Source organism: Cupriavidus sp. 94F1 (genome assembly GCF_057798875.1).
Window position 1 is genome coordinate 197,460 of record NZ_JBYOJT010000006.1, and the last position, 17,221, is coordinate 214,680.

The window sequence follows — 17,221 nt, forward strand, 5'->3', positions numbered from 1 at the left end:
CCCGCATGCGGGAGGGGGGCGCTTTTCCTTCCCTTATTTCAGCCCGGAGCTTCGCTTTCCATGTCGCTGATTCTCTCCCGTCGTGATCTCAATTTCGTCCTGTACGAATGGCTCGATGCCGAGTCACTGACCCAGATTCCCCGTTTTGCAGACCATTCGCGCGAAACCTTCGACGCCGCGCTCGATACCTGCGAAAAGATCGCCACGGACCTGTTCGCGCCGCATAACAAGAAGAGCGATGCCCAGGAACCGCACTTCGACGGCGAGACCGTTACGATCATCCCCGAAGTCAAGACCGCGCTGAAGGCGTTCTGCGAAGCCGGCCTGATGGCGGCCGGGCAGGACTACGAGTACGGCGGCATGCAATTGCCGGTCACGCTGGAGAAGGCCGCGTTCGCATATTTCAAGGCGGCCAACGTCGGCACCAGTTCGTACCCGTTCCTGACCATCGGCAATGCCAACCTGCTGCTGACCCATGGCACGCCGGCGCAGATCGACACCTTCGTGCGGCCGGAGCTCGAAGGGCGCTTTTTCGGCACGATGTGCCTGTCGGAACCGCAGGCCGGGTCGTCGTTGTCGGACGTCACCACGCGGGCCGAGTACGAAGGCGAATCGCCGCTGGGCCAGCAATACCGGCTGCGCGGCAACAAGATGTGGATCTCGGCCGGCGAGCATGAGCTGTCCGACAACATCGTGCACCTGGTGCTGGCCAAGATTCCGGGCCCGGATGGCAAGCTGATTCCGGGCGTGAAGGGTATTTCGCTGTTTATCGTGCCGAAGTACCTGGTCAACGCGGATGGCTCGCTGGGCGAGCACAACGACGTCGTGCTGGCCGGCCTTAACCACAAGATGGGATACCGGGGCACCACCAACTGCCTGCTGAACTTCGGCGAGGGCATGAAGTACAAGCCGGGCGGCAAGGCCGGCGCCATCGGGTATCTGGTGGGCGAGCCGCACAAGGGTCTGGCCTGCATGTTCCACATGATGAACGAGGCGCGGATCGGCGTGGGCCTGGGCGCGGTGGCGCTGGGCTATACGGGCTACCTGCACGCGCTCGACTACGCCCGCAACCGTCCGCAGGGCCGGCCGGTCGGGCCGCAGGGAAAGGACCCGGCCAGCCCGCAGGTCAAGCTCGTTGAACACGCCGACGTGCGCCGCATGCTGCTGGCGCAGAAGAGCTATGCCGAAGGCGGCCTGGCGCTGAACCTGTACTGCGCGCGGCTGGTGGACGACGAGCACGCCGCAAAGGCGGCCGGCGAGACGGCACGGCACCGCGAGCTGTCGCTGCTGCTCGATATCCTGACGCCGATCGCCAAGAGCTGGCCGTCGCAGTGGTGCCTGGAAGCCAACAGCCTGGCTATCCAGGTGCATGGCGGTTACGGCTATACGCGCGAATACAACGTCGAGCAGTTCTATCGTGACAACCGCCTGAACCCGATCCATGAGGGCACGCACGGCATCCAGGGTCTGGATCTGCTGGGCCGCAAGGTGGTCATGCAGGACGGGGCGGCCTTCCAGTTGCTGGGCCAGCGCGTACAGGCAACCTGCCAGCGCGCCGCAGCCAGTGGCCACAAGGTTCTGGGCGAGCAGGCGCGTGCGCTGGGCGCGGCGGCCGCGCGGCTGGCCGAGGTCACGCAGACGCTGTGGTCGGCCGGCGATCCGAATGTGACGCTGGCCAACGCATCGGTCTACCTGGAAGCGTTTGGCCACGTCGTGGTGGCGTGGATCTGGCTGGAGCAGGCCCTGGTGGCGCAGGCGGCGCTGGCCGGCGCGAACGGCGAGGATGCCGATTTTTATCGCGGCAAGCTCGCCGCGGCGGCGTACTTCTTCCGGTTCGAGCTGCCCAAGGTGTATCCGCAGCTCGACCTGCTGGCCTCGCTGGACCGGACCACGCTCGACATGCAGGACGCCTGGTTCTAGATCGCAAGCCACCATGCACCATAAAGAAACGGAGACAACATGAGAACCATCCAGCAATTGTTCGACCTGAAGGGGCGCACCGCACTGATCACGGGCGGCTCGCGCGGCCTGGGCCTGCAGATTGCCGAGGCGCTGGGCGAGCAGGGCGCGCGTCTGGTGCTGTCGGCGCGCAAGGCCGACGAACTGCAGTCGGCGCAGGCCCACCTGAAGGCGCGCGGCATCGAGGCCGACTGGATCGCGGCCGATGGCTCGCGCGACGACGAGATCGCACGCCTGGCGGACGAGGCACTGGCCAGGCTGGGCCACGTCGACATTCTCGTCAACAACGCGGGGGCCACCTGGGGCGCCCCGGCCGAGGATCACCCGATCGAGGCCTGGGACAAGGTGATGAACCTGAACATCCGCGGTCTGTTTCTGCTGTCGCAGAAGATCGGCAAGCTGTCGATGATCCCGCGCCGCCATGGCCGCATCATCAATGTGGCGTCGATTGCCGGCCTGGGCGGCAACCCGCCGGGCTCGATGGAGACCATTGCCTACAACACGTCGAAGGGCGCGGTGATCAATTTCACGCGCACGCTGGCTGGCGAATGGGGCGAGCACAACATCACGGTCAACGCGCTGGCCCCGGGCTTCTTCCCGTCGAAGATGACCAAGGGGTCGCTGGACCGCCTGGGCGTGGACAAGATGTGCGAAGGCGTGCCGCTGCACCGGCTGGGCGACGACGAAGACCTGAAGGGCGCCGCGCTGCTGTTTGCGTCGGACGCCGGCAAGCACATCACCGGGCAGATCCTGGCGGTCGATGGTGGGGTCAGCGCGGTGTAAGTGCGATGTAAGTGTCGTGTAAGTGCCGCGCCCGCTCTCCCAACCCTCTCCGGGACACGGGAGCGGGGCGCGAAGCCGGCGCATAATTCAGGCCGAAGGTTTTTCCATTGCCCCCAAACATGACCCAACGCCAACTCAATATCCCGTTCCTTGCCGATCTCGGCGTGCTGTGCAACACCATGGAAGGCGGCCGCAGCGAGATCGAGCTGGATCTGCAGACGCGCCACCAGAACAGCTGGGACATGGCGCACGGCGGCGTGATCATGACCCTGCTCGACGTGGCGATGGCCATCGCCGGCCGCTCGTCCGACGCCGAAGGGCGGGGCGTGGTGACCATCGAGATGAAGACCAGCTTCATGGCGCCTGGGCGGGGCAAGCTGACCGCGCGCGGGCAGACCGTGCATCGTACGTCGACGATGGTGTTCTGCGAAGGCGAGATCGTCGACGTCGACGGCAAGATCGTGTCGAAGGCCTCCGGCACGTTCAAGTACATCAAGCGCATGCCGCCCAAGCGGGAAACCGGGGCGGCGGATTCGGGTGCCGACGGCTGATCCCGTCGCGCCAGCAGTGCTTCCATCCCAAAAACCGCGCAACACCGCGCAAGCCACGCGCAAACCGAGCGAAGGAATCCACACATGTCGAAGCAAACCTACAAGCGCATCGTACTGGCCTCGCGTCCGGCCGCAGCCGTCACGCCCGAGAATTTCCGCCTGGAAGAGGTGGCCGTGCCGGATCTGGCCGACGGCCAGGTCATGGTGCGCAATCATTTCCTGTCGCTGGACCCGTACATGCGCGGCCGCATGAGCGACAGCAAGTCGTACGCCGATCCGCAGCCGCTGGGCGAAGTGATGATCGGCGGCACCGTGGGCGAGGTCATCGCCAGCAAGAACCCCAAGTGGAACGTCGGCGACAAGGTCGTCGGCATGTTCGGCTGGCAGGAAATCGGCGTGACCGACGGCGGCGGCATGCAGAAGGTGGACACCACGCATATCCCGCTGTCGGCCTACCTGGGCTCGGTCGGCATGCCCGGCGTGACCGCCTGGTATGGCCTGAACAAGATCATCGCCCCCAAGGCCGGCGAGACCATCGTGGTCAGTGCGGCCTCGGGCGCCGTGGGCAGCGTGGTTGGCCAGCTGGCCAAGCTGGCCGGCTGCTACGTGGTGGGCGTGGCCGGCGGCAAGGACAAGTGCGACTACGTGACCAATGAACTGGGCTTCGACGCCTGCGTGGACTACAAGGCGGCCAAGGACGCCAAGGAGTTGTACGCGATGGTCAAGGCCGTGACGCCCAAGGGTGTCGATGGCTACTTCGAGAACGTCGGCGGCGACATCCTCGACGTGGTGCTGGCCCGCCTGAACCCGTTCGCGCGCATCGCCGTGTGCGGCCTGATCGCCGGCTACGACGGCCAGGACATGCCGATCCGCAACCCGCGCGCCATCCTGGTGTCGCGCTGCAAGATCGAGGGCTTTATCGTGTCCGAGCACATGGACGTCTGGCCGCAGGCGCTCAAGGAACTGGGCGGCTTTGTGGCGCAGGGCAAGATCAAGTTCCGCGAGAGCATCGCCGAAGGCCTGGCCAGCGCGCCGGAGGCCTTTATCGGCCTCCTGAAGGGCAAGAACTTCGGCAAGCAGCTGGTGAAGATGGTCTGAGCGGCACCCCACCCACAAAAAAGGAGACAGCCATGAACGCCCCGCAAACCGCCAATGACAAGGATGACATGGCCGCTGGCCTGTCCGAGGAGGTCAAGGCCCGCTACCGCAACCTGCCGCGCCCGCCGAAGTTCGATACGCCGGCCCAGGAGCGGCTGCACCGCAAGCAGCGGCTGGCGGCGGCGTTCCGGCTGTTCTCCAAATTCGGGTTCGACGAAGGCGTGGCCGGCCATATCACGGCGCGCGACCCCGAGTTCACCGACACGTTCTGGGTCAACCCGTTTGGCGTGCATTTCAGCCACGTCAAGGTGTCGAATCTGATCCGCTGCGACCACCACGGCAACGTGGTGGAGGGTGACTATCCGGTGAACGCGGCGGCCTTTGCCATTCACTCGCGTGTGCACCAGACGCGTGAAGACGCCGTGGCCGCGGCCCATTCGCACAGCACGTACGGCCGGGCGTGGTCCACGCTGGGGCGCAAGCTCGATCCGCTGACCCAGGACGTCTGCGCGTTCTACAACGACCATGCGTTGTACGACGACTTTGGCGGCGTGGTGGTCGAACTGGACGAAGGCCAGCGTATCGCCAACGCGCTGGGCCCGAACAAGGCGGCCATCCTGCAGAACCATGGCCTGCTGACGGTGGGCAAGACCGTGGACGAGGCCGCCTGGTGGTTCATCACGATGGAGCGGTCGTGCCAGGTACAGATCCTGGCCGAATCGGCGGCCGCCCGGACGGGCCAGGCACCGAAGGTGATCAGCGATGCGGCGGCCAGCCAGGCCTACGCGATCGTCGGTACGGCGCAGGCCGGCTGGTTCCAGTTCCAGCCGTTATACGCACGTATCGTTAAAGAACAGCCGGATCTGCTCGATTAAGCAGGAGTCGATCTTTCGCGATCTCTCTCCTCCTGAAAGGCCAAGATGCCCGACATCATCCTTCATCAATACGCAACATCGCCGTTTTCCGAGAAAATCCGGCTCGTGCTGGGCGCCAAGGGCTTGACCTGGTGCGCGGTGGAAATTCCGCCCATCATGCCCAAGCCCGATGTCACGGCGCTGACCGGCGGCTACCGCCGCACGCCGGTCATGCAGATCGGCGCCGATATCTATTGCGATACGGCATTGATTTGCGCGGTGCTGGACCGCATGGCGCCCAATCCGCCGCTGTATCCGGTGGCGCAGGCCGCGCCGTCGCGCATCATGGCGGCCTGGATCGACAGCGCGTTGTTTACGGCCACCGTGACCTACGCCATGCAGCCGGCCGGCGTGCAGGCGATGCTGTCGCACCTGTCGCCGGGGCAGATCCAGGCCTTCATGGCGGACCGCAAGGCCATGCGCGGCGACTCCAACGCGCTGCGCATGCCGTTGCCGGAGGCGGCGGCGATGCTGCACGAGACCTTCGCGCAGCTGCAGGAGCAGTTGTCCACCGGCCTGCAGCATGTGGCCGGTCCGGAGCTGTCGATTGCCGATTTCTCGCTGTTTCACTGCATCTGGTTTATCCGGCGGGCCCCGACGCTGGCGGCATTGCTCGACGGCTATCCGCTGGTCAAGACTTGGTTCGCGCGCATGCAGGCGTATGGGCACGGCAAGCTGCGCGTGATTCCTGCCGAATCCGCCATTGCCGATGCCTATGATCACGACCCGCTGCCACACGACACGACCATCCTGCCCGGCGCCGGCTTTGCGGCCGGTGACGCAGTCACGGTCACCCCCACCGACTACGCGAAGGACCCGGTGGCCGGTGTACTGCTGACGCTGACCGAGCACGTGGTCACCATTCGCCGGCAGGACCCGCGTGCAGGCGCGGTCAACGTGCATTTCCCGCGTCAGGGCTATCACGTGCAGGCGGCGGGCTAAGGCACGCAGTGGTGCAGTGTTTGCCCCTCACCCCCTTGCGGGAGAGGGGAGCAAAGAACATCAATACAAGACGTATCCGGACATATCCGGGCATATCCGAAAACGGAGGAGACACCCATGAAGCAGTTCGAAGGCAAGGTCGCCGTCATTACCGGCGGCGCATCGGGATTCGGCAAGGAGTTCGCGCGGATTGGCGCCCAGTCGGGCATGAAGCTTGTGCTGGCCGATGTCCAGGAAGATGCGCTCGACGCCGCGGTGGCCGAGTTCAAGGCGCAGGGCGCCCAGGTGATCGGGCTGCGCACGGATGTCTCGAAAGCCGAACAGGTTCAGGCGCTGGCCGATGCGGCCATGACGGCCTTCGGCGAGGTCAACCTGGTTTTCAACAACGCCGGCGTCGGTGCGGGCGGCCTGCTGTGGGAAAACTCCGAGAAGGACTGGGAGTGGGTGCTCGGCGTCAACCTGTACGGGGTGATCCACGGCGTGCGCATCTTCACGCCGCTGATGCTCGAAGCCGCGAAGAAGGACCCCGGCTTCCAGGGCCACATCGTCAATACGGCGTCGATGGCCGGCCTGCTGAACCCGCCAGCGATGGGCGTCTACAACGTGTCCAAGCACGCGGTGGTGTCGCTCACCGAAACGCTCTACCAGGACCTGAGCCTGGTCACCGAACAGGTGCGCTGCTCGGTACTGTGCCCATACTTCGTGCCGACCGGCATCAGCCAGTCGCAGCGCAACCGGCCTGCCGGCCTGGCCAACGACGCGCCGCCGACGCGCTCGCAGATGGTGTCGCAGGCGCTGTCGGACAAGGCAGTCAATTCGGGCAAGGTCACCGCGGCGGACGTCGCGCAGATGACGTTCGATGCCATTCGCGACGAAAGCTTCTATATTTATTCCCACCCGCAGGCCCTGGCCACGGTGCGCAACCGCATGGAGGACATCGTCAACCAGCGTAATCCTGGCGATCCGTTCGGCGACAAGCCCGAAGTCCGCGCCGGCCTGGTTGCCGCGCTGCGCGGCTGACCTGGCCACTTTCTTGCATCGTCGATCGGGAGACCTGTGATGGCAGACATAGCCAGGGAGACAACGATGACCGCACCCGCCGTGATCCATCATTTGCAGTTCGCCAACCTGCCCAATGGCACGCGGCTGCATTACGGCAGTGCGGGCGAGCAGGGCAAGCCGCTGATCCTGTTCGTGCATGGCTTCCCCGAGTTCTGGTACGCGTGGGAGCGGCAACTGGCGGAATTCGGGCAGACCCACTTCGCGGTGGCGCCCGACCTGCGCGGCTTCAACCTGTCGAGCAAACCGGCGTCGCCCGACGCCTACAAGCCGAAGCTGCTGGTCGAAGACCTGGTGCAGTTCATCCGGGTGCTGGGCTACGAGCGATGCACGATCGTGGCGCACGACTGGGGCGGGGCGGTCTGCTGGAATCTGGTGGCGCAGTTTCCGCAGCTGGTCGAACGCTTTGTCATCATCAACTCGCCCCACCCATACCTGTTCGCCCGGGCGCTGTCGGCCGATCCGGCGCAGCAGCAGGCGTCGGCCTACATGAACTGGCTGCGCAAGCCCGGTTCGGAGCAGGCGCTGGCGGCCAACGACTTTGCCTTGCTGGAAAAGATGCTGACGGGCGAGGCGGGCGCCGTGCCGGCCTGGTTCACGGGCGAGACCCGCGCGAAGTATCACGCGGCATGGTCGGCGCCCGGCGACGACGATTCGCACCCGCTGACCGGCGGCGTCAACTACTACCGGGCCACGCCGATGCACCCGCCGGCGCCGGGCGAGACCGCGCCGGATATCTCGCGGCTGGACCCCGCGATGTTCGTGATCCGGGTGCCTACCCTGGTGATCTGGGGCGAAAACGACCGCGCGCTGCCAAAGTCGCTGGTGGACGGGCTCGAAGATTTCGTGCCGGACCTGCGCCTGGAACGCATTCCCGAAGGCACGCACTGGGTCATCCACGAGCAGCCCGAGCGGATCAATCTGCTGATCCGCAGCGCGCTGCCGTAGTGGCACGCGGGAAGGAAGGGCGCGCACAGGCGGCTCGAACCGTAGCCGCCAGCGCGCTGCCGCCTATTTGAGCCGCTCGCGATACAGCTTGTAGTTCTCGTCGTCGAAGCAGACAAAGGTCACCTGCTCGATCGACGGGGCGCGGCCTAATGCCTCGCGCACCGCCGCGATGGCGATATCGACGGCGCGCTCGCGCGGGAAGCCGTAGATGCCCGTGCTGATGTTCGGAAACGCCACCGTGCGCAGATGATGTTCGCCCGCCAGCCGGATGCTGTTCCGATAGGCGCTGGCCAGCAGGGCATCTTCATTCGCGCTGCCGCCTTTCCACACAGGCCCCACGGCGTGGATGACATAGGGGGCCGGCAGCAGCCCGCCCGTGGTGATCACCGCCTCGCCAGTCGGACACCCGCCCTGGGCATCGCGAATCGCCCGGCAAGCGGCCCCGATGGCCGGCCCGCCCGCGCCGTGAATGGCGCCGTCCACGCCGCCTCCGCCCTGCAGCCCGCTATTGGCCGCGTTGACGATGGCATCGACCTCCATCCTCGTGATATCCCCATGCACAACCTGCAAGTGTTCGCCTGTCATGGTGTCTCCTGTTTAGTGGGGGTGCCGTGCTGGCGTTGCACGCCCCTACAAGCATAGGCGCGGAACGTGCGCCCGGCAGCATCGCAAGCATGGCCGGTGATCGCGCAAAAGGTGCTTCAGGAGTTGTCTTGAGGGTTATTTCGTAATGCTGCAGGCCGGAAAGGCTGGCATGATACGGAAATCGAACGACCGTTCACAATTCGAATTGTTGTTGAGCCTGTGATCCCGGTGTGCCCCCGGTCGGTATCGGTCTAACATGGCCGATTGTCCGATTTCGACTGTTCCTATGTCCGCTCAGCTTTCTCCGTCCGTTCCCGGCTTGCCTGCCCAGCCGCTCGACCCCCAGGTCGCGCAGCTGCTGGAACTGATTGCGCGGGCCAAGCGTCCGGCGATCCATACGATGGACCCGGCGGACGCCAAGATCGGCTACGAAAAGAGCGCGCCGATTCTGGATCTGTCGCCGGCAGCGGTACACAGCGTCGAGGATTTCGCGGTCACGGCCCGCGATGGGTATGCGATTCCGGTGCGGCTCTATGCGCCGCGCGAAGCCAGCTGGGCCGACCCGCTGCCGCTGCTGGTCTACTTCCACGGCGGCGGGTTCACGGTCGGCAGCATTCATTCGCATGACTCGCTGTGCCGCGTGTTCTGCAATGGCGCCGATTGCCTGGTGCTGTCCGTGGACTATCGGCTCGGTCCGGCGTGGAAATTCCCGACCGCCGCCAACGACGCGTTCGACGTGCTGCATTGGGTATTCGACGAAGCGGCCCGGCTAGGCGCCGACCCCGCCCGGATCGCCATCGGCGGCGACAGCGCGGGCGGTACGCTGGCGGCGGCCTGTGCCGTCGAGGCGCGCGATACCGGTCTGAAGCCCGTGCTGCAGATGCTGATCTATCCCGGCACCAGTGCGCGCCAGGACACCCCGTCGCACCATGCGCTGGCCGATGGCTACCTGCTGACGGCCGACATGATCCAGTGGTTCTTTGGCCAGTATCTGGACCAGGATGCCAGCCGCGACGACTGGCGCTTTGCGCCGCTCGACGGTGGCGGGCACGGGGCCGACGTCCGAGGCGTATGCCCGGCATGGATCGCCGTGGCCGGCTACGACCCGCTGCACGACGAAGGCGTGGCCTACGCCGCCAAGCTGCAAGGGGCCGGTGTGGCCGCCACGCTGGCCGACTACCCGACGATGATTCACGATTTCTTCAAGATGGGACGCTTTATCCATGCCGTGGCAGGCGCCCATGCCGACGCCATCGCTGCGCTGCGGGAGGCGTTCCAGACATAGTCAATCAACGAATTCTGGCCTGACCCCTGCCCATAACAACCGGGGCGGGCCTGCATCTGTTTCACGGTTTATCGAAGTCGCAACAGTGCATTTTTGCAGCAGAAGGAGACAACACTCATGCAACGCCGCCACTTTATGGCCCAGGTGGGCCTGATCGCCGCTTCGGCCGCAGTTGGACTGGCCGCCATGCCGGCACACGCCCAGGCGGACAAATTCCCGAATCGCCCGATTCGCCTGATCATCGGCTACACGGCCGGCGGTTCCACCGACATCCCGTTCCGCGTGCTGGCGGAAAACGCCTCGAAGATCCTGGGCCAGCCCGTGATCGTCGAGAACAAGCCCGGCGCCGGCGGCGTGCTGCCCGCGCAGATGATGCAGTCCACGGCCCCGGACGGCTACACGCTGGCCCAGGTGGCCATGCCCGTGTACCGCCTGCCGTACACCACCAAGATCAACTGGGACCCGGTCAAGGACCTGAGCTACATCATCAACCTGGCCGGCTATTCGTTTGGCCTGGTGGTGCCGGCCGATTCGCCGATCAAGACGATGCAGGACTACATCGCCTACGCCAAGGCCAATCCGGGCAAGCTGACCTACGGTTCGCCGGGATCGATGACCACGCTGCACCTGACCATGGAAGACCTGGCCATGCGCCAGGGCGTGCAGTTCTCGCACATCCCGTACAAGGGCAACTCGGAGTCGATGCAGGCGCTGCTGGGCGGCCATGTGATGTCGGTGGCCGATACGCCGGCCTGGGCCCAGTACGTGGAATCGGGCAAGCTGCGCCTGCTGTCCACCTGGGGCGACAAGCGGTCGGCACGCTTCCCGAACGTGCCGACGCTGAAGGAACTGGGCATGGGCATCGTGCAGACCTCGCCATTTGGCCTGGTGGCGCCCAAGGGCACCGATCCGGCCATCGTCAAGAAGCTGCATGACGCGTTCAAGCAGGCCATGGAAATGCCGAACTACCGCGAATCGCTGGCCAAGTTCGACATGGAGCCGTACTACATGAGCTCCACCCAGTACGCGGCATTTGCGGCAGACACGGTCAAGCGCGAGCGCGCGATCATCGAGAAGCTCGGGCTGAACAAGCCGCAATAAGCCTGTCATCGGGCGGGGCGTTCCACGGAGCGCCCCGTTTTTCATTGGGAGCCTGTGCCAGATGGCCAAAGAGGATTTCCGCCACAGCATGCCGCTGCGCGTGCGCTGGGCCGAGGTCGATCCGCAGTCGATCGTCTTCAACGCGCACTACCTGACCTACTGCGATATCTGCGTGACCGAATACTGGCGCGCGGTGGGCATCCGCTACCCCGAAGACGTGCTGCACGCGCATGGCGTGGACATCTTCGTGGTCAAGTCGACGCTCGAATACCACGCCTCGGCACGCTTCGACGACATGCTCGATATCCGCGGCCGCATGGCGCGGCTGGGCCGGTCGAGCCTGCTGTTCCGCGTGGAGATGTACCGCGGCGACGAACACCTGATCACCGGCGAGATCGTCTACGTGTGCGCGGACCCGAACACCCAGAAGTCGGCGCCGATTCCGGCGCAGGTGAGGGAGCAGATCGAGGCGTGGGAGGTAACCAGGCCCGCTGCGTAAAGCGGGGGGAGGGTTTGAGGCGCTCGCCCTCTCCCCCGGCCCTCTCCCGCAGAGCGGGAGAGGGGAGCACACCAACAGCGGTTGCCGTGCTTCTTGTTCTCTCCCCTCTCCCGCAAGGCGGGAGAGGGGCGGGGGAGAGGGCCAGCGGCTCAATAGCGATACGGCTCACTCAAAGCGAGATCCCCGCATCCTCCGCATAAGCCCGAATCACATCGTCAAAGCTGGCGTCGCTGACAAAGCCCAGTTCCAGCGCGCGGGAAGGGTCCCAAGCCGCCGGCCAGGTACCCACAATCTTCTCGATGCGCTCCTCGCGCTGCCAGGTCACGCGGTCTGCCACCGCATCGCCGGCCACGCGGCGCAGGGCGTCCACCATTTGCGCGGCCGTCACCGACAGGCCCGGCAGGTTCACCACGCGACGGTTGCCAAAGCGCGCGCCGTCCAGTTCGATGCCATTGACCAGCGCCTGGATCGCGCCGCGCGGCGACAGCAGCCACAGCGCGGTGTCCGGGTGTACCGGGCAGTTGGCCGCCACGCCCGACAGCGGTTCGCGGATGATGCCGCTGGCAAACGACGACGCGGCGGCATTGGGCTTGCCGGGCCGCACGCTGATCGTCGGCAGGCGCAGCACGCGGCCATCGACAAAGCCCTTGCGGCTGTAATCGGACAGCAGCAGCTCGCCGATGGCCTTCTGCGCGCCGTACGAAGACTGCGGATTCAGCGCGGTATCGTCCCGTACCACGGCCGGCAGCTTGCCGCCATAGACGGCCACCGAACTCGTGAACACCACGCGCGGCACGTGGCCGACCTGGCGGCACGTTTCCAGCAGTGCCCGCGAGGCGTCCAGGTTTACGCGCATGCCCAGGTCGAAATCGGCCTCGGCCTGGCCGCTGACCACGGCGGCCAGGTGGAAGATCGCGCCGGTATCCCGGTCGATGGCCTGCGCCAGCACGGCCGGGTCGGACAGGTCGCCCGTCACCACGCGCACGCGGGCATCGTCGATCTGGGGCGCCACCACGTCGAGCAGCGTGAGCCTGTCGATCGTGACGGCGCGGCCGTCCAGGTTCAGCGTGCCGCGCTTGAGCAGCAGGCGGGCCAGTTGCAGGCCCAGGAATCCGGCACCGCCGGTAATCAGTACGTTCATGGTTGCAACAATCCTGTGGGTTTCAGAGGATCAACGCTTCAGGTACGGCTTGAGCCAGCCCAGGCCCTCGGACGTGCCGGCACGCGGCCGGTACTCGCAGCCAATCCAGCCCGTGTAGCCGAGCCGGTCGATCACGTCGAACAGGTACGGGTAGTTCAGTTCGCCGATGTCCGGCTCGTGTCGCTCGGGCACGCCGGCAATCTGGATATGGCCGATGCCGGCAACATCGCGTGCCAGCTTCTTGGCGATGTCGCCTTCCACGATCTGGCAGTGGTAGCAGTCGAACTGCACCTTCAGGTTGGCGGCGCCCACCTGCTGGCAGATGGCCTGCCCGTCGTCCTGACGGTTCAGGAAGTAGCCCGGCATGTCGCGCGTGTTGATCGGCTCGATCAGCACCGTGATGCCGTGCGCGGCGGCCGACGCGGCGGCGTAGGCCAGGTTTTCCAGATAGACGGCGCGGCAGCGGGCGCGGTCGGCGTCGGCCGGCACCAGGCCGGCCATCACGTGCACGCGGTCGTTGCCGATCACGGCCGCGTATTCCAGCGCCTTGGAAAACGCGTTGCGGAACTCGGTCTCGCGCCCGGGCAGGGCGGCGATGCCGCGCTCGCCGGCGGCCCAGTCGCCCGGCGGCGCGTTGAACAGGGCCTGGGTCAGGCCGTGCGCGTCCAGCCGCTGGCGGATCTCGGCGGCCGGATGGTCGTACGGGAACAGGTACTCCACGGCCTGGAAGCCGTCCTTTGCCGCAGCGGCAAAGCGGTCCAGGAAGTCGTGTTCCGTGTACATCATCGAGAGGTTCGCGGCAAAGCGCGGCATGTCAGGTCTCCTTGAACTTCAGGTTCGATCAGCGGTTGACCAGCCGGGCCGGGGTCAGCCACACCAGCAGGGCGCCCACGATCAGGATGGCAGACAGCACATACATCGGCAATTGCGTGCTCTGCGTCAGGTCCTTGAGCGCGCCCACCATGTACGGCGACACAAAGCCTGCCAGGTTGCCCACCGAGTTGACCACGGCGATGCCCGACGCGGCGGCAATGCCGCTCAGGAACGCGGTCGGCAGCGACCAGAACAGCGGCGCGCAGGTCAGCACACCGGCCGCGGCCAGCGACAGCGCCGCAATGGCCACCGGGGTATTGTGGGTGAAGGACGCCGCAATCGCAAAGCCCGTGGCACCCATCAGCGCCGGCACGATCAGGTGCCAGCGGCGTTCGCGGCGGGCATCGGCGCTGTGGCCCAGGATGTTCATGACGACGATCGCGCAGATGAACGGGATGGCGGACAGCAGGCCGATGTTGAGGTTGCCGGTCACGCCGCTGGCCTTGACCAGGGTCGGCATCCAGAACGTCAGCGCATACTGGCCGGTCACGAAGCAGAAGTAGATCAGGCACATCCACCAGACGCGGCGGTCGCTGAACACGGCGCCCAGCGAATGCATGTCGCGCTGGCCATTGGCCGCGGCGGCGGCCGATGCGGCGCGCTCGTCTTCCTCGATATTGCGCTTGAGCACGCGCTTTTCGTCATGGCTGAGCCACGGCGCCTTGTCGATGCCGTCGCGCAGCACGAAGATCGTCACGATGCCGATGGCAAACGCGGGCAGCGCCTCGATAAAGAACATCCATTGCCAGCCGGCCCAGCCGTGGGTGTCGTGGAACGCGTCCATGATCCAGCCCGACAGCGGGTTGCCGAACATGCCGGCCACCGGGATGCCCGACATGAACAGCGCGATCATCTTGGCGCGGCGGTGCGAGGGATACCAGTACGTCAGGTACAGGATCACACCCGGATAGAAGCCCGCCTCCGCCAGGCCCAGCAGGAAGCGCATGACGTAGAACTGCGTGGGCGTCTGCACGAACACGAACGCGGCCGAGATGATGCCCCACGTGATCATGATCCGCGCGATCCAGACGCGCGCGCCGATGCGGTGCATCAGCAGGTTGCTGGGCACCTCGAACAGGAAGTAGCCGATAAAGAACAGGCCGGCGCCCAGGCCGAACACGGTCTCCGAGAACTGCAGGTCCTGCGCCATCTGCAGCTTGGCGAAGCCCACGTTGACGCGATCGAGATAGGCGATCACGTAGCACAGCATCAGGAACGGCATGATGCGCCAGAACACCTTGGTGTAGGCAGTCTTTTCGGTGGCGGCGTCGGCGTCGAGCCGTGCGTCGGCGGCAGGGGTCCCCACCGCGGGGTTGGAAGCGGTCATCTGGAAGGTCTCCACGTGTATTGAAAATTCAGCCGGTTTGCTTCCTCTCCCGCAGGGCGGGAGAGGGTTGGGGAAAGGGCAGGGGCGTTTGTTTTGTGGCGTCGCCTGGGGGATGCGCTGGCCCTCTCCCCCGGCCCCTCTCCCGCCAGGCGGGAGAGGGGAGAAACAATCAGTCGGTAGGTATTACAGGTTCACCACCTCGCCTTGAACGTGTCGCGCAGTTCCGCCAGCGCGGCTTCATCGAGCGGGGCGGGCTTGTCCCGCAGCATCATCCAGAGCCGGGCGGTTTCTTCCAGCTCCTCCAGCGCCCAGGCCGCGCGCGACACGCTGTCTTCCCACACCACCGGGCCCAGGCGCGCCAGCAGCACGCCGCGTACCTCGCGGGCCAGCTGCGCCACGCGGGCGGCCACAGCGGGGTCGCCGGGCCGGTGGTACGGAATCAGCGGGATATGGCCGACCTTCATCACGTAGTACGGCGTGATCGGCGGCAGCACGTCGTCGGGCTGCCAGACGCCGGCCAGCGTCAGGGCCACCAGATGCGTCGAATGGGTATGCACCACGCCGTGGGCGTTCGGGTTGTTGTCGTAGACGCAGCGGTGCAGCGTCAGCGTCTTCGACGGCTTGTCGCCCGATACCCAGGTGCCGTCGGTGGCCACCTTGGCCACCCTGGCCGGGTCGAGCGTGCCCAGGCAGGCATCGGTGGGCGTGATCAGCCAGCCGTCTTCCAGGCGGGCGCTGATGTTGCCGGCCGTGCCGACCGTGTAGCCGCGCTGGAACAGGCTGGCGCCGACGCGGCAGATCTCTTCGCGCAGCGCGCTTTCGTTCTGGCTCATGGTCAGGCTCATCGCGCGGCTCCCAGCGCCTGCAAGGCTTCGTCGAAGAAGTTCTCGCCGCCGAAGTTGCCCGATTTCAGGGCCAGCGCCAGCGGTTCGGCATCGAGCGTGACCGTGGCCGGCACGCCGGGCGCAATCTGGCGGCCGATGCGCAGCGACTGCACGCCCAGCGCCTGCACCACCGCGCCCGACGTTTCGCCGCCAGCCACCACGAAGCGGCGCGTGCCGCGCGCCTTGAGCGTGGCCGCAATGCAGGCCAGCGCGTGCTCGACCAGTTCGCCCGCGCGCGCCACGCCCAGTTCGGCCTGCACGGCCTTGACCTGTTCGGGTTGCGCGGTGGCGTAGATCAGCACCGGCTCGTCATGATCGCGGGCAAAGGCCAGGGCCTCGTCGGCCACGGCCTCGCCACGCGCCAGGCGCAGCGGATCGATCCGCAAGGCGGGGCGTTTCTGGGCGATCCAGTGCGCCACCTGGCCGTTCGTGGCGCGTGATGCGCTGCCGGCCAGCACCACGCCGTGGCCATTGACGGCCGGCACATCGGCGGCGTCGGTGCGCACGGGCAGCAGCCCGGCGCGGCGGAAGTTCTGCGGCAGGCCCAGCGCAATGCCCGACCCGCCCGTGATCAGCGGCAGCGCCGCGCAGCCTTCGCCCAGCGTGAACAGATCGGCGTCGGAGATCGCATCGGCAATGGCCAGCTTCACGCCCTCGGCGCGCAGGGCGTCGATGCGGGCGCGCACGGCCTCGGGCCCCTTGGCCACGGTGTCATAGCGCAGCAGGCCGGCCTTGGCCCGGCTCTGGCGCTGCAGCACGCGCACCAGGTTGGCATCGGTCATCGGCGTGAGCGGATGGTGCTCCATGCCCGATTCGTTGAGCAGCGCGTCGCCCACGAACAGGTGGCCACGGAAGATCGTGCGGCCGTTTTCGGGGAAGGCCGGGCAGGCGATCGTGAAATCGCTGCCCAGCGCGTCGAGCAGGGCCTCGGCCACCGGGCCGATATTGCCGGTGTCAGTCGAATCGAACGTCGAGCAATACTTGAACACGAACTGGCGGCAGCCCTGTTCACGCAGCCAGGCCAGCGCCGCCAGCGATTGCGCCACGGCGTCGGCCGCCGGAATCGTGCGCGACTTCAGCGCGACGACGATGGCGTCGGCTTCCACGGTCGACGTGGGCACGCCAATGGTCTGTACGGTGCGCATGCCGTTGCGCACGAGCGTGTTGGCCAGGTCGGTGGCGCCGGTAAAGTCGTCGGCGATGCAGCCCAGCAGCGGCGTATTCGGGCCATTGGGGCCATTCGGGCGGTTCTGGCGATCGGTCGTCATCGCC

Annotated in this window: 17 protein-coding genes; 11 read left to right on the top strand and 6 right to left on the bottom strand. The window is 66.3% G+C overall.

Annotated elements, in window-relative coordinates:
• The first annotated feature begins 60 nt into the window (after nt 1–60).
• From AC3FJ6_RS16925 to AC3FJ6_RS16960, 8 genes are all read left to right on the top strand, one after another.
• Nucleotides 61–1,920, top strand: coding sequence for an acyl-CoA dehydrogenase (locus tag AC3FJ6_RS16925; RefSeq protein WP_488772930.1), 1,860 nt, complete (start codon nt 61–63; stop codon nt 1,918–1,920).
• Nucleotides 1,921–1,959: 39 nt separating this feature from the next.
• Nucleotides 1,960–2,742, top strand: a complete 783-nt coding sequence (locus AC3FJ6_RS16930; protein ID WP_153948188.1) for an SDR family oxidoreductase — start codon at nt 1,960–1,962, stop codon at nt 2,740–2,742.
• Between the two features lie 119 nt (nt 2,743–2,861).
• On the top strand, nt 2,862–3,293 hold the full coding sequence (locus tag AC3FJ6_RS16935) for a PaaI family thioesterase (RefSeq protein ID WP_488772931.1): 432 nt from the start codon (nt 2,862–2,864) through the stop codon (nt 3,291–3,293).
• Nucleotides 3,294–3,377: 84 nt separating this feature from the next.
• Nucleotides 3,378–4,391 carry an NADP-dependent oxidoreductase gene (locus AC3FJ6_RS16940; RefSeq protein ID WP_488772932.1) on the top strand — a complete coding sequence of 338 codons (1,014 nt, stop codon included), beginning with the start codon at nt 3,378–3,380 and terminating at the stop codon, nt 4,389–4,391.
• 32 nt (nt 4,392–4,423) lie between these two features.
• Nucleotides 4,424–5,266 carry a class II aldolase/adducin family protein gene (locus AC3FJ6_RS16945; protein WP_488772933.1) on the top strand — a complete coding sequence of 281 codons (843 nt, stop codon included), beginning with the start codon at nt 4,424–4,426 and terminating at the stop codon, nt 5,264–5,266.
• A 45-nt stretch (nt 5,267–5,311) separates the two neighbouring features.
• Nucleotides 5,312–6,247 carry a glutathione S-transferase family protein gene (locus AC3FJ6_RS16950; RefSeq protein WP_488772934.1) on the top strand — a complete coding sequence of 312 codons (936 nt, stop codon included), beginning with the start codon at nt 5,312–5,314 and terminating at the stop codon, nt 6,245–6,247.
• Nucleotides 6,248–6,364: 117 nt separating this feature from the next.
• A complete protein-coding gene (locus tag AC3FJ6_RS16955; RefSeq protein ID WP_488772935.1) occupies nt 6,365–7,267 on the top strand; it encodes an SDR family oxidoreductase in 903 nt (300 codons plus the stop codon).
• A 66-nt stretch (nt 7,268–7,333) separates the two neighbouring features.
• Nucleotides 7,334–8,254, top strand: a complete 921-nt coding sequence (locus AC3FJ6_RS16960; RefSeq protein ID WP_488772936.1) for an alpha/beta fold hydrolase — start codon at nt 7,334–7,336, stop codon at nt 8,252–8,254.
• Nucleotides 8,255–8,317: 63 nt separating this feature from the next.
• On the opposite strand, the gene AC3FJ6_RS16965 is transcribed toward AC3FJ6_RS16960, so the two are convergent.
• The gene (locus tag AC3FJ6_RS16965) at nt 8,318–8,839 is read right to left on the bottom strand and encodes an O-acetyl-ADP-ribose deacetylase (protein WP_488772937.1); all 522 of its coding nucleotides are present in this window, start codon (nt 8,837–8,839) and stop codon (nt 8,318–8,320) included.
• Nucleotides 8,840–9,125: 286 nt separating this feature from the next.
• Between AC3FJ6_RS16965 and AC3FJ6_RS16970 the strand changes: the two genes are divergently transcribed.
• From AC3FJ6_RS16970 to AC3FJ6_RS16980, 3 genes are all read left to right on the top strand, one after another.
• Nucleotides 9,126–10,124: an alpha/beta hydrolase gene (locus tag AC3FJ6_RS16970; RefSeq protein WP_488772938.1), complete on the top strand. Its 999-nt coding sequence runs from the start codon at nt 9,126–9,128 to the stop codon at nt 10,122–10,124.
• A gap of 117 nt (nt 10,125–10,241) precedes the next feature.
• Entirely contained in the window at nt 10,242–11,225 is a 984-nt protein-coding gene (locus tag AC3FJ6_RS16975) for a tripartite tricarboxylate transporter substrate binding protein (protein ID WP_400391915.1), read from the top strand.
• Nucleotides 11,226–11,286: 61 nt separating this feature from the next.
• Entirely contained in the window at nt 11,287–11,724 is a 438-nt protein-coding gene (locus AC3FJ6_RS16980) for a YbgC/FadM family acyl-CoA thioesterase (protein WP_488772939.1), read from the top strand.
• Between the two features lie 169 nt (nt 11,725–11,893).
• On the opposite strand, the gene denD is transcribed toward AC3FJ6_RS16980, so the two are convergent.
• From denD to otnK, 5 genes are all read right to left on the bottom strand, one after another.
• Nucleotides 11,894–12,865, bottom strand: a complete 972-nt coding sequence (gene denD / locus AC3FJ6_RS16985; protein ID WP_488772940.1) for a D-erythronate dehydrogenase — start codon at nt 12,863–12,865, stop codon at nt 11,894–11,896.
• A gap of 30 nt (nt 12,866–12,895) precedes the next feature.
• The gene (otnI, locus tag AC3FJ6_RS16990; protein WP_488772941.1) at nt 12,896–13,678 is read right to left on the bottom strand and encodes a 2-oxo-tetronate isomerase; all 783 of its coding nucleotides are present in this window, start codon (nt 13,676–13,678) and stop codon (nt 12,896–12,898) included.
• 28 nt (nt 13,679–13,706) lie between these two features.
• On the bottom strand, nt 13,707–15,065 hold the full coding sequence (locus AC3FJ6_RS16995; protein WP_488772942.1) for an MFS transporter: 1,359 nt from the start codon (nt 15,063–15,065) through the stop codon (nt 13,707–13,709).
• Between the two features lie 191 nt (nt 15,066–15,256).
• Complete coding sequence (gene otnC, locus AC3FJ6_RS17000) at nt 15,257–15,898, bottom strand: 3-oxo-tetronate 4-phosphate decarboxylase (RefSeq protein ID WP_153948202.1); 642 nt, start codon at nt 15,896–15,898, stop codon at nt 15,257–15,259.
• 8 nt (nt 15,899–15,906) lie between these two features.
• Nucleotides 15,907–17,217 carry a 3-oxo-tetronate kinase gene (gene otnK / locus AC3FJ6_RS17005; protein ID WP_488772943.1) on the bottom strand — a complete coding sequence of 437 codons (1,311 nt, stop codon included), beginning with the start codon at nt 17,215–17,217 and terminating at the stop codon, nt 15,907–15,909.
• Between the last annotated feature and the right edge of the window lie 4 nt (nt 17,218–17,221).

Coding starts and splice junctions, on each gene's coding strand:
- AC3FJ6_RS16945 (WP_488772933.1), top strand. CDS start 4,424: ATGAACGCCCCGCAAACCGCCAATGACAAGGATGACATGGCCGCTGGC.
- otnI (WP_488772941.1), bottom strand. CDS start 13,678: ATGCCGCGCTTTGCCGCGAACCTCTCGATGATGTACACGGAACACGAC.
- AC3FJ6_RS16940 (WP_488772932.1), top strand. CDS start 3,378: ATGTCGAAGCAAACCTACAAGCGCATCGTACTGGCCTCGCGTCCGGCC.
- AC3FJ6_RS16935 (WP_488772931.1), top strand. CDS start 2,862: ATGACCCAACGCCAACTCAATATCCCGTTCCTTGCCGATCTCGGCGTG.
- AC3FJ6_RS16930 (WP_153948188.1), top strand. CDS start 1,960: ATGAGAACCATCCAGCAATTGTTCGACCTGAAGGGGCGCACCGCACTG.
- AC3FJ6_RS16960 (WP_488772936.1), top strand. CDS start 7,334: ATGACCGCACCCGCCGTGATCCATCATTTGCAGTTCGCCAACCTGCCC.
- otnK (WP_488772943.1), bottom strand. CDS start 17,217: ATGACGACCGATCGCCAGAACCGCCCGAATGGCCCCAATGGCCCGAAT.
- AC3FJ6_RS16995 (WP_488772942.1), bottom strand. CDS start 15,065: ATGACCGCTTCCAACCCCGCGGTGGGGACCCCTGCCGCCGACGCACGG.
- AC3FJ6_RS16950 (WP_488772934.1), top strand. CDS start 5,312: ATGCCCGACATCATCCTTCATCAATACGCAACATCGCCGTTTTCCGAG.
- AC3FJ6_RS16925 (WP_488772930.1), top strand. CDS start 61: ATGTCGCTGATTCTCTCCCGTCGTGATCTCAATTTCGTCCTGTACGAA.
- otnC (WP_153948202.1), bottom strand. CDS start 15,898: ATGAGCCAGAACGAAAGCGCGCTGCGCGAAGAGATCTGCCGCGTCGGC.
- AC3FJ6_RS16965 (WP_488772937.1), bottom strand. CDS start 8,839: ATGACAGGCGAACACTTGCAGGTTGTGCATGGGGATATCACGAGGATG.
- AC3FJ6_RS16955 (WP_488772935.1), top strand. CDS start 6,365: ATGAAGCAGTTCGAAGGCAAGGTCGCCGTCATTACCGGCGGCGCATCG.
- AC3FJ6_RS16970 (WP_488772938.1), top strand. CDS start 9,126: ATGTCCGCTCAGCTTTCTCCGTCCGTTCCCGGCTTGCCTGCCCAGCCG.
- AC3FJ6_RS16980 (WP_488772939.1), top strand. CDS start 11,287: ATGGCCAAAGAGGATTTCCGCCACAGCATGCCGCTGCGCGTGCGCTGG.
- AC3FJ6_RS16975 (WP_400391915.1), top strand. CDS start 10,242: ATGCAACGCCGCCACTTTATGGCCCAGGTGGGCCTGATCGCCGCTTCG.
- denD (WP_488772940.1), bottom strand. CDS start 12,865: ATGAACGTACTGATTACCGGCGGTGCCGGATTCCTGGGCCTGCAACTG.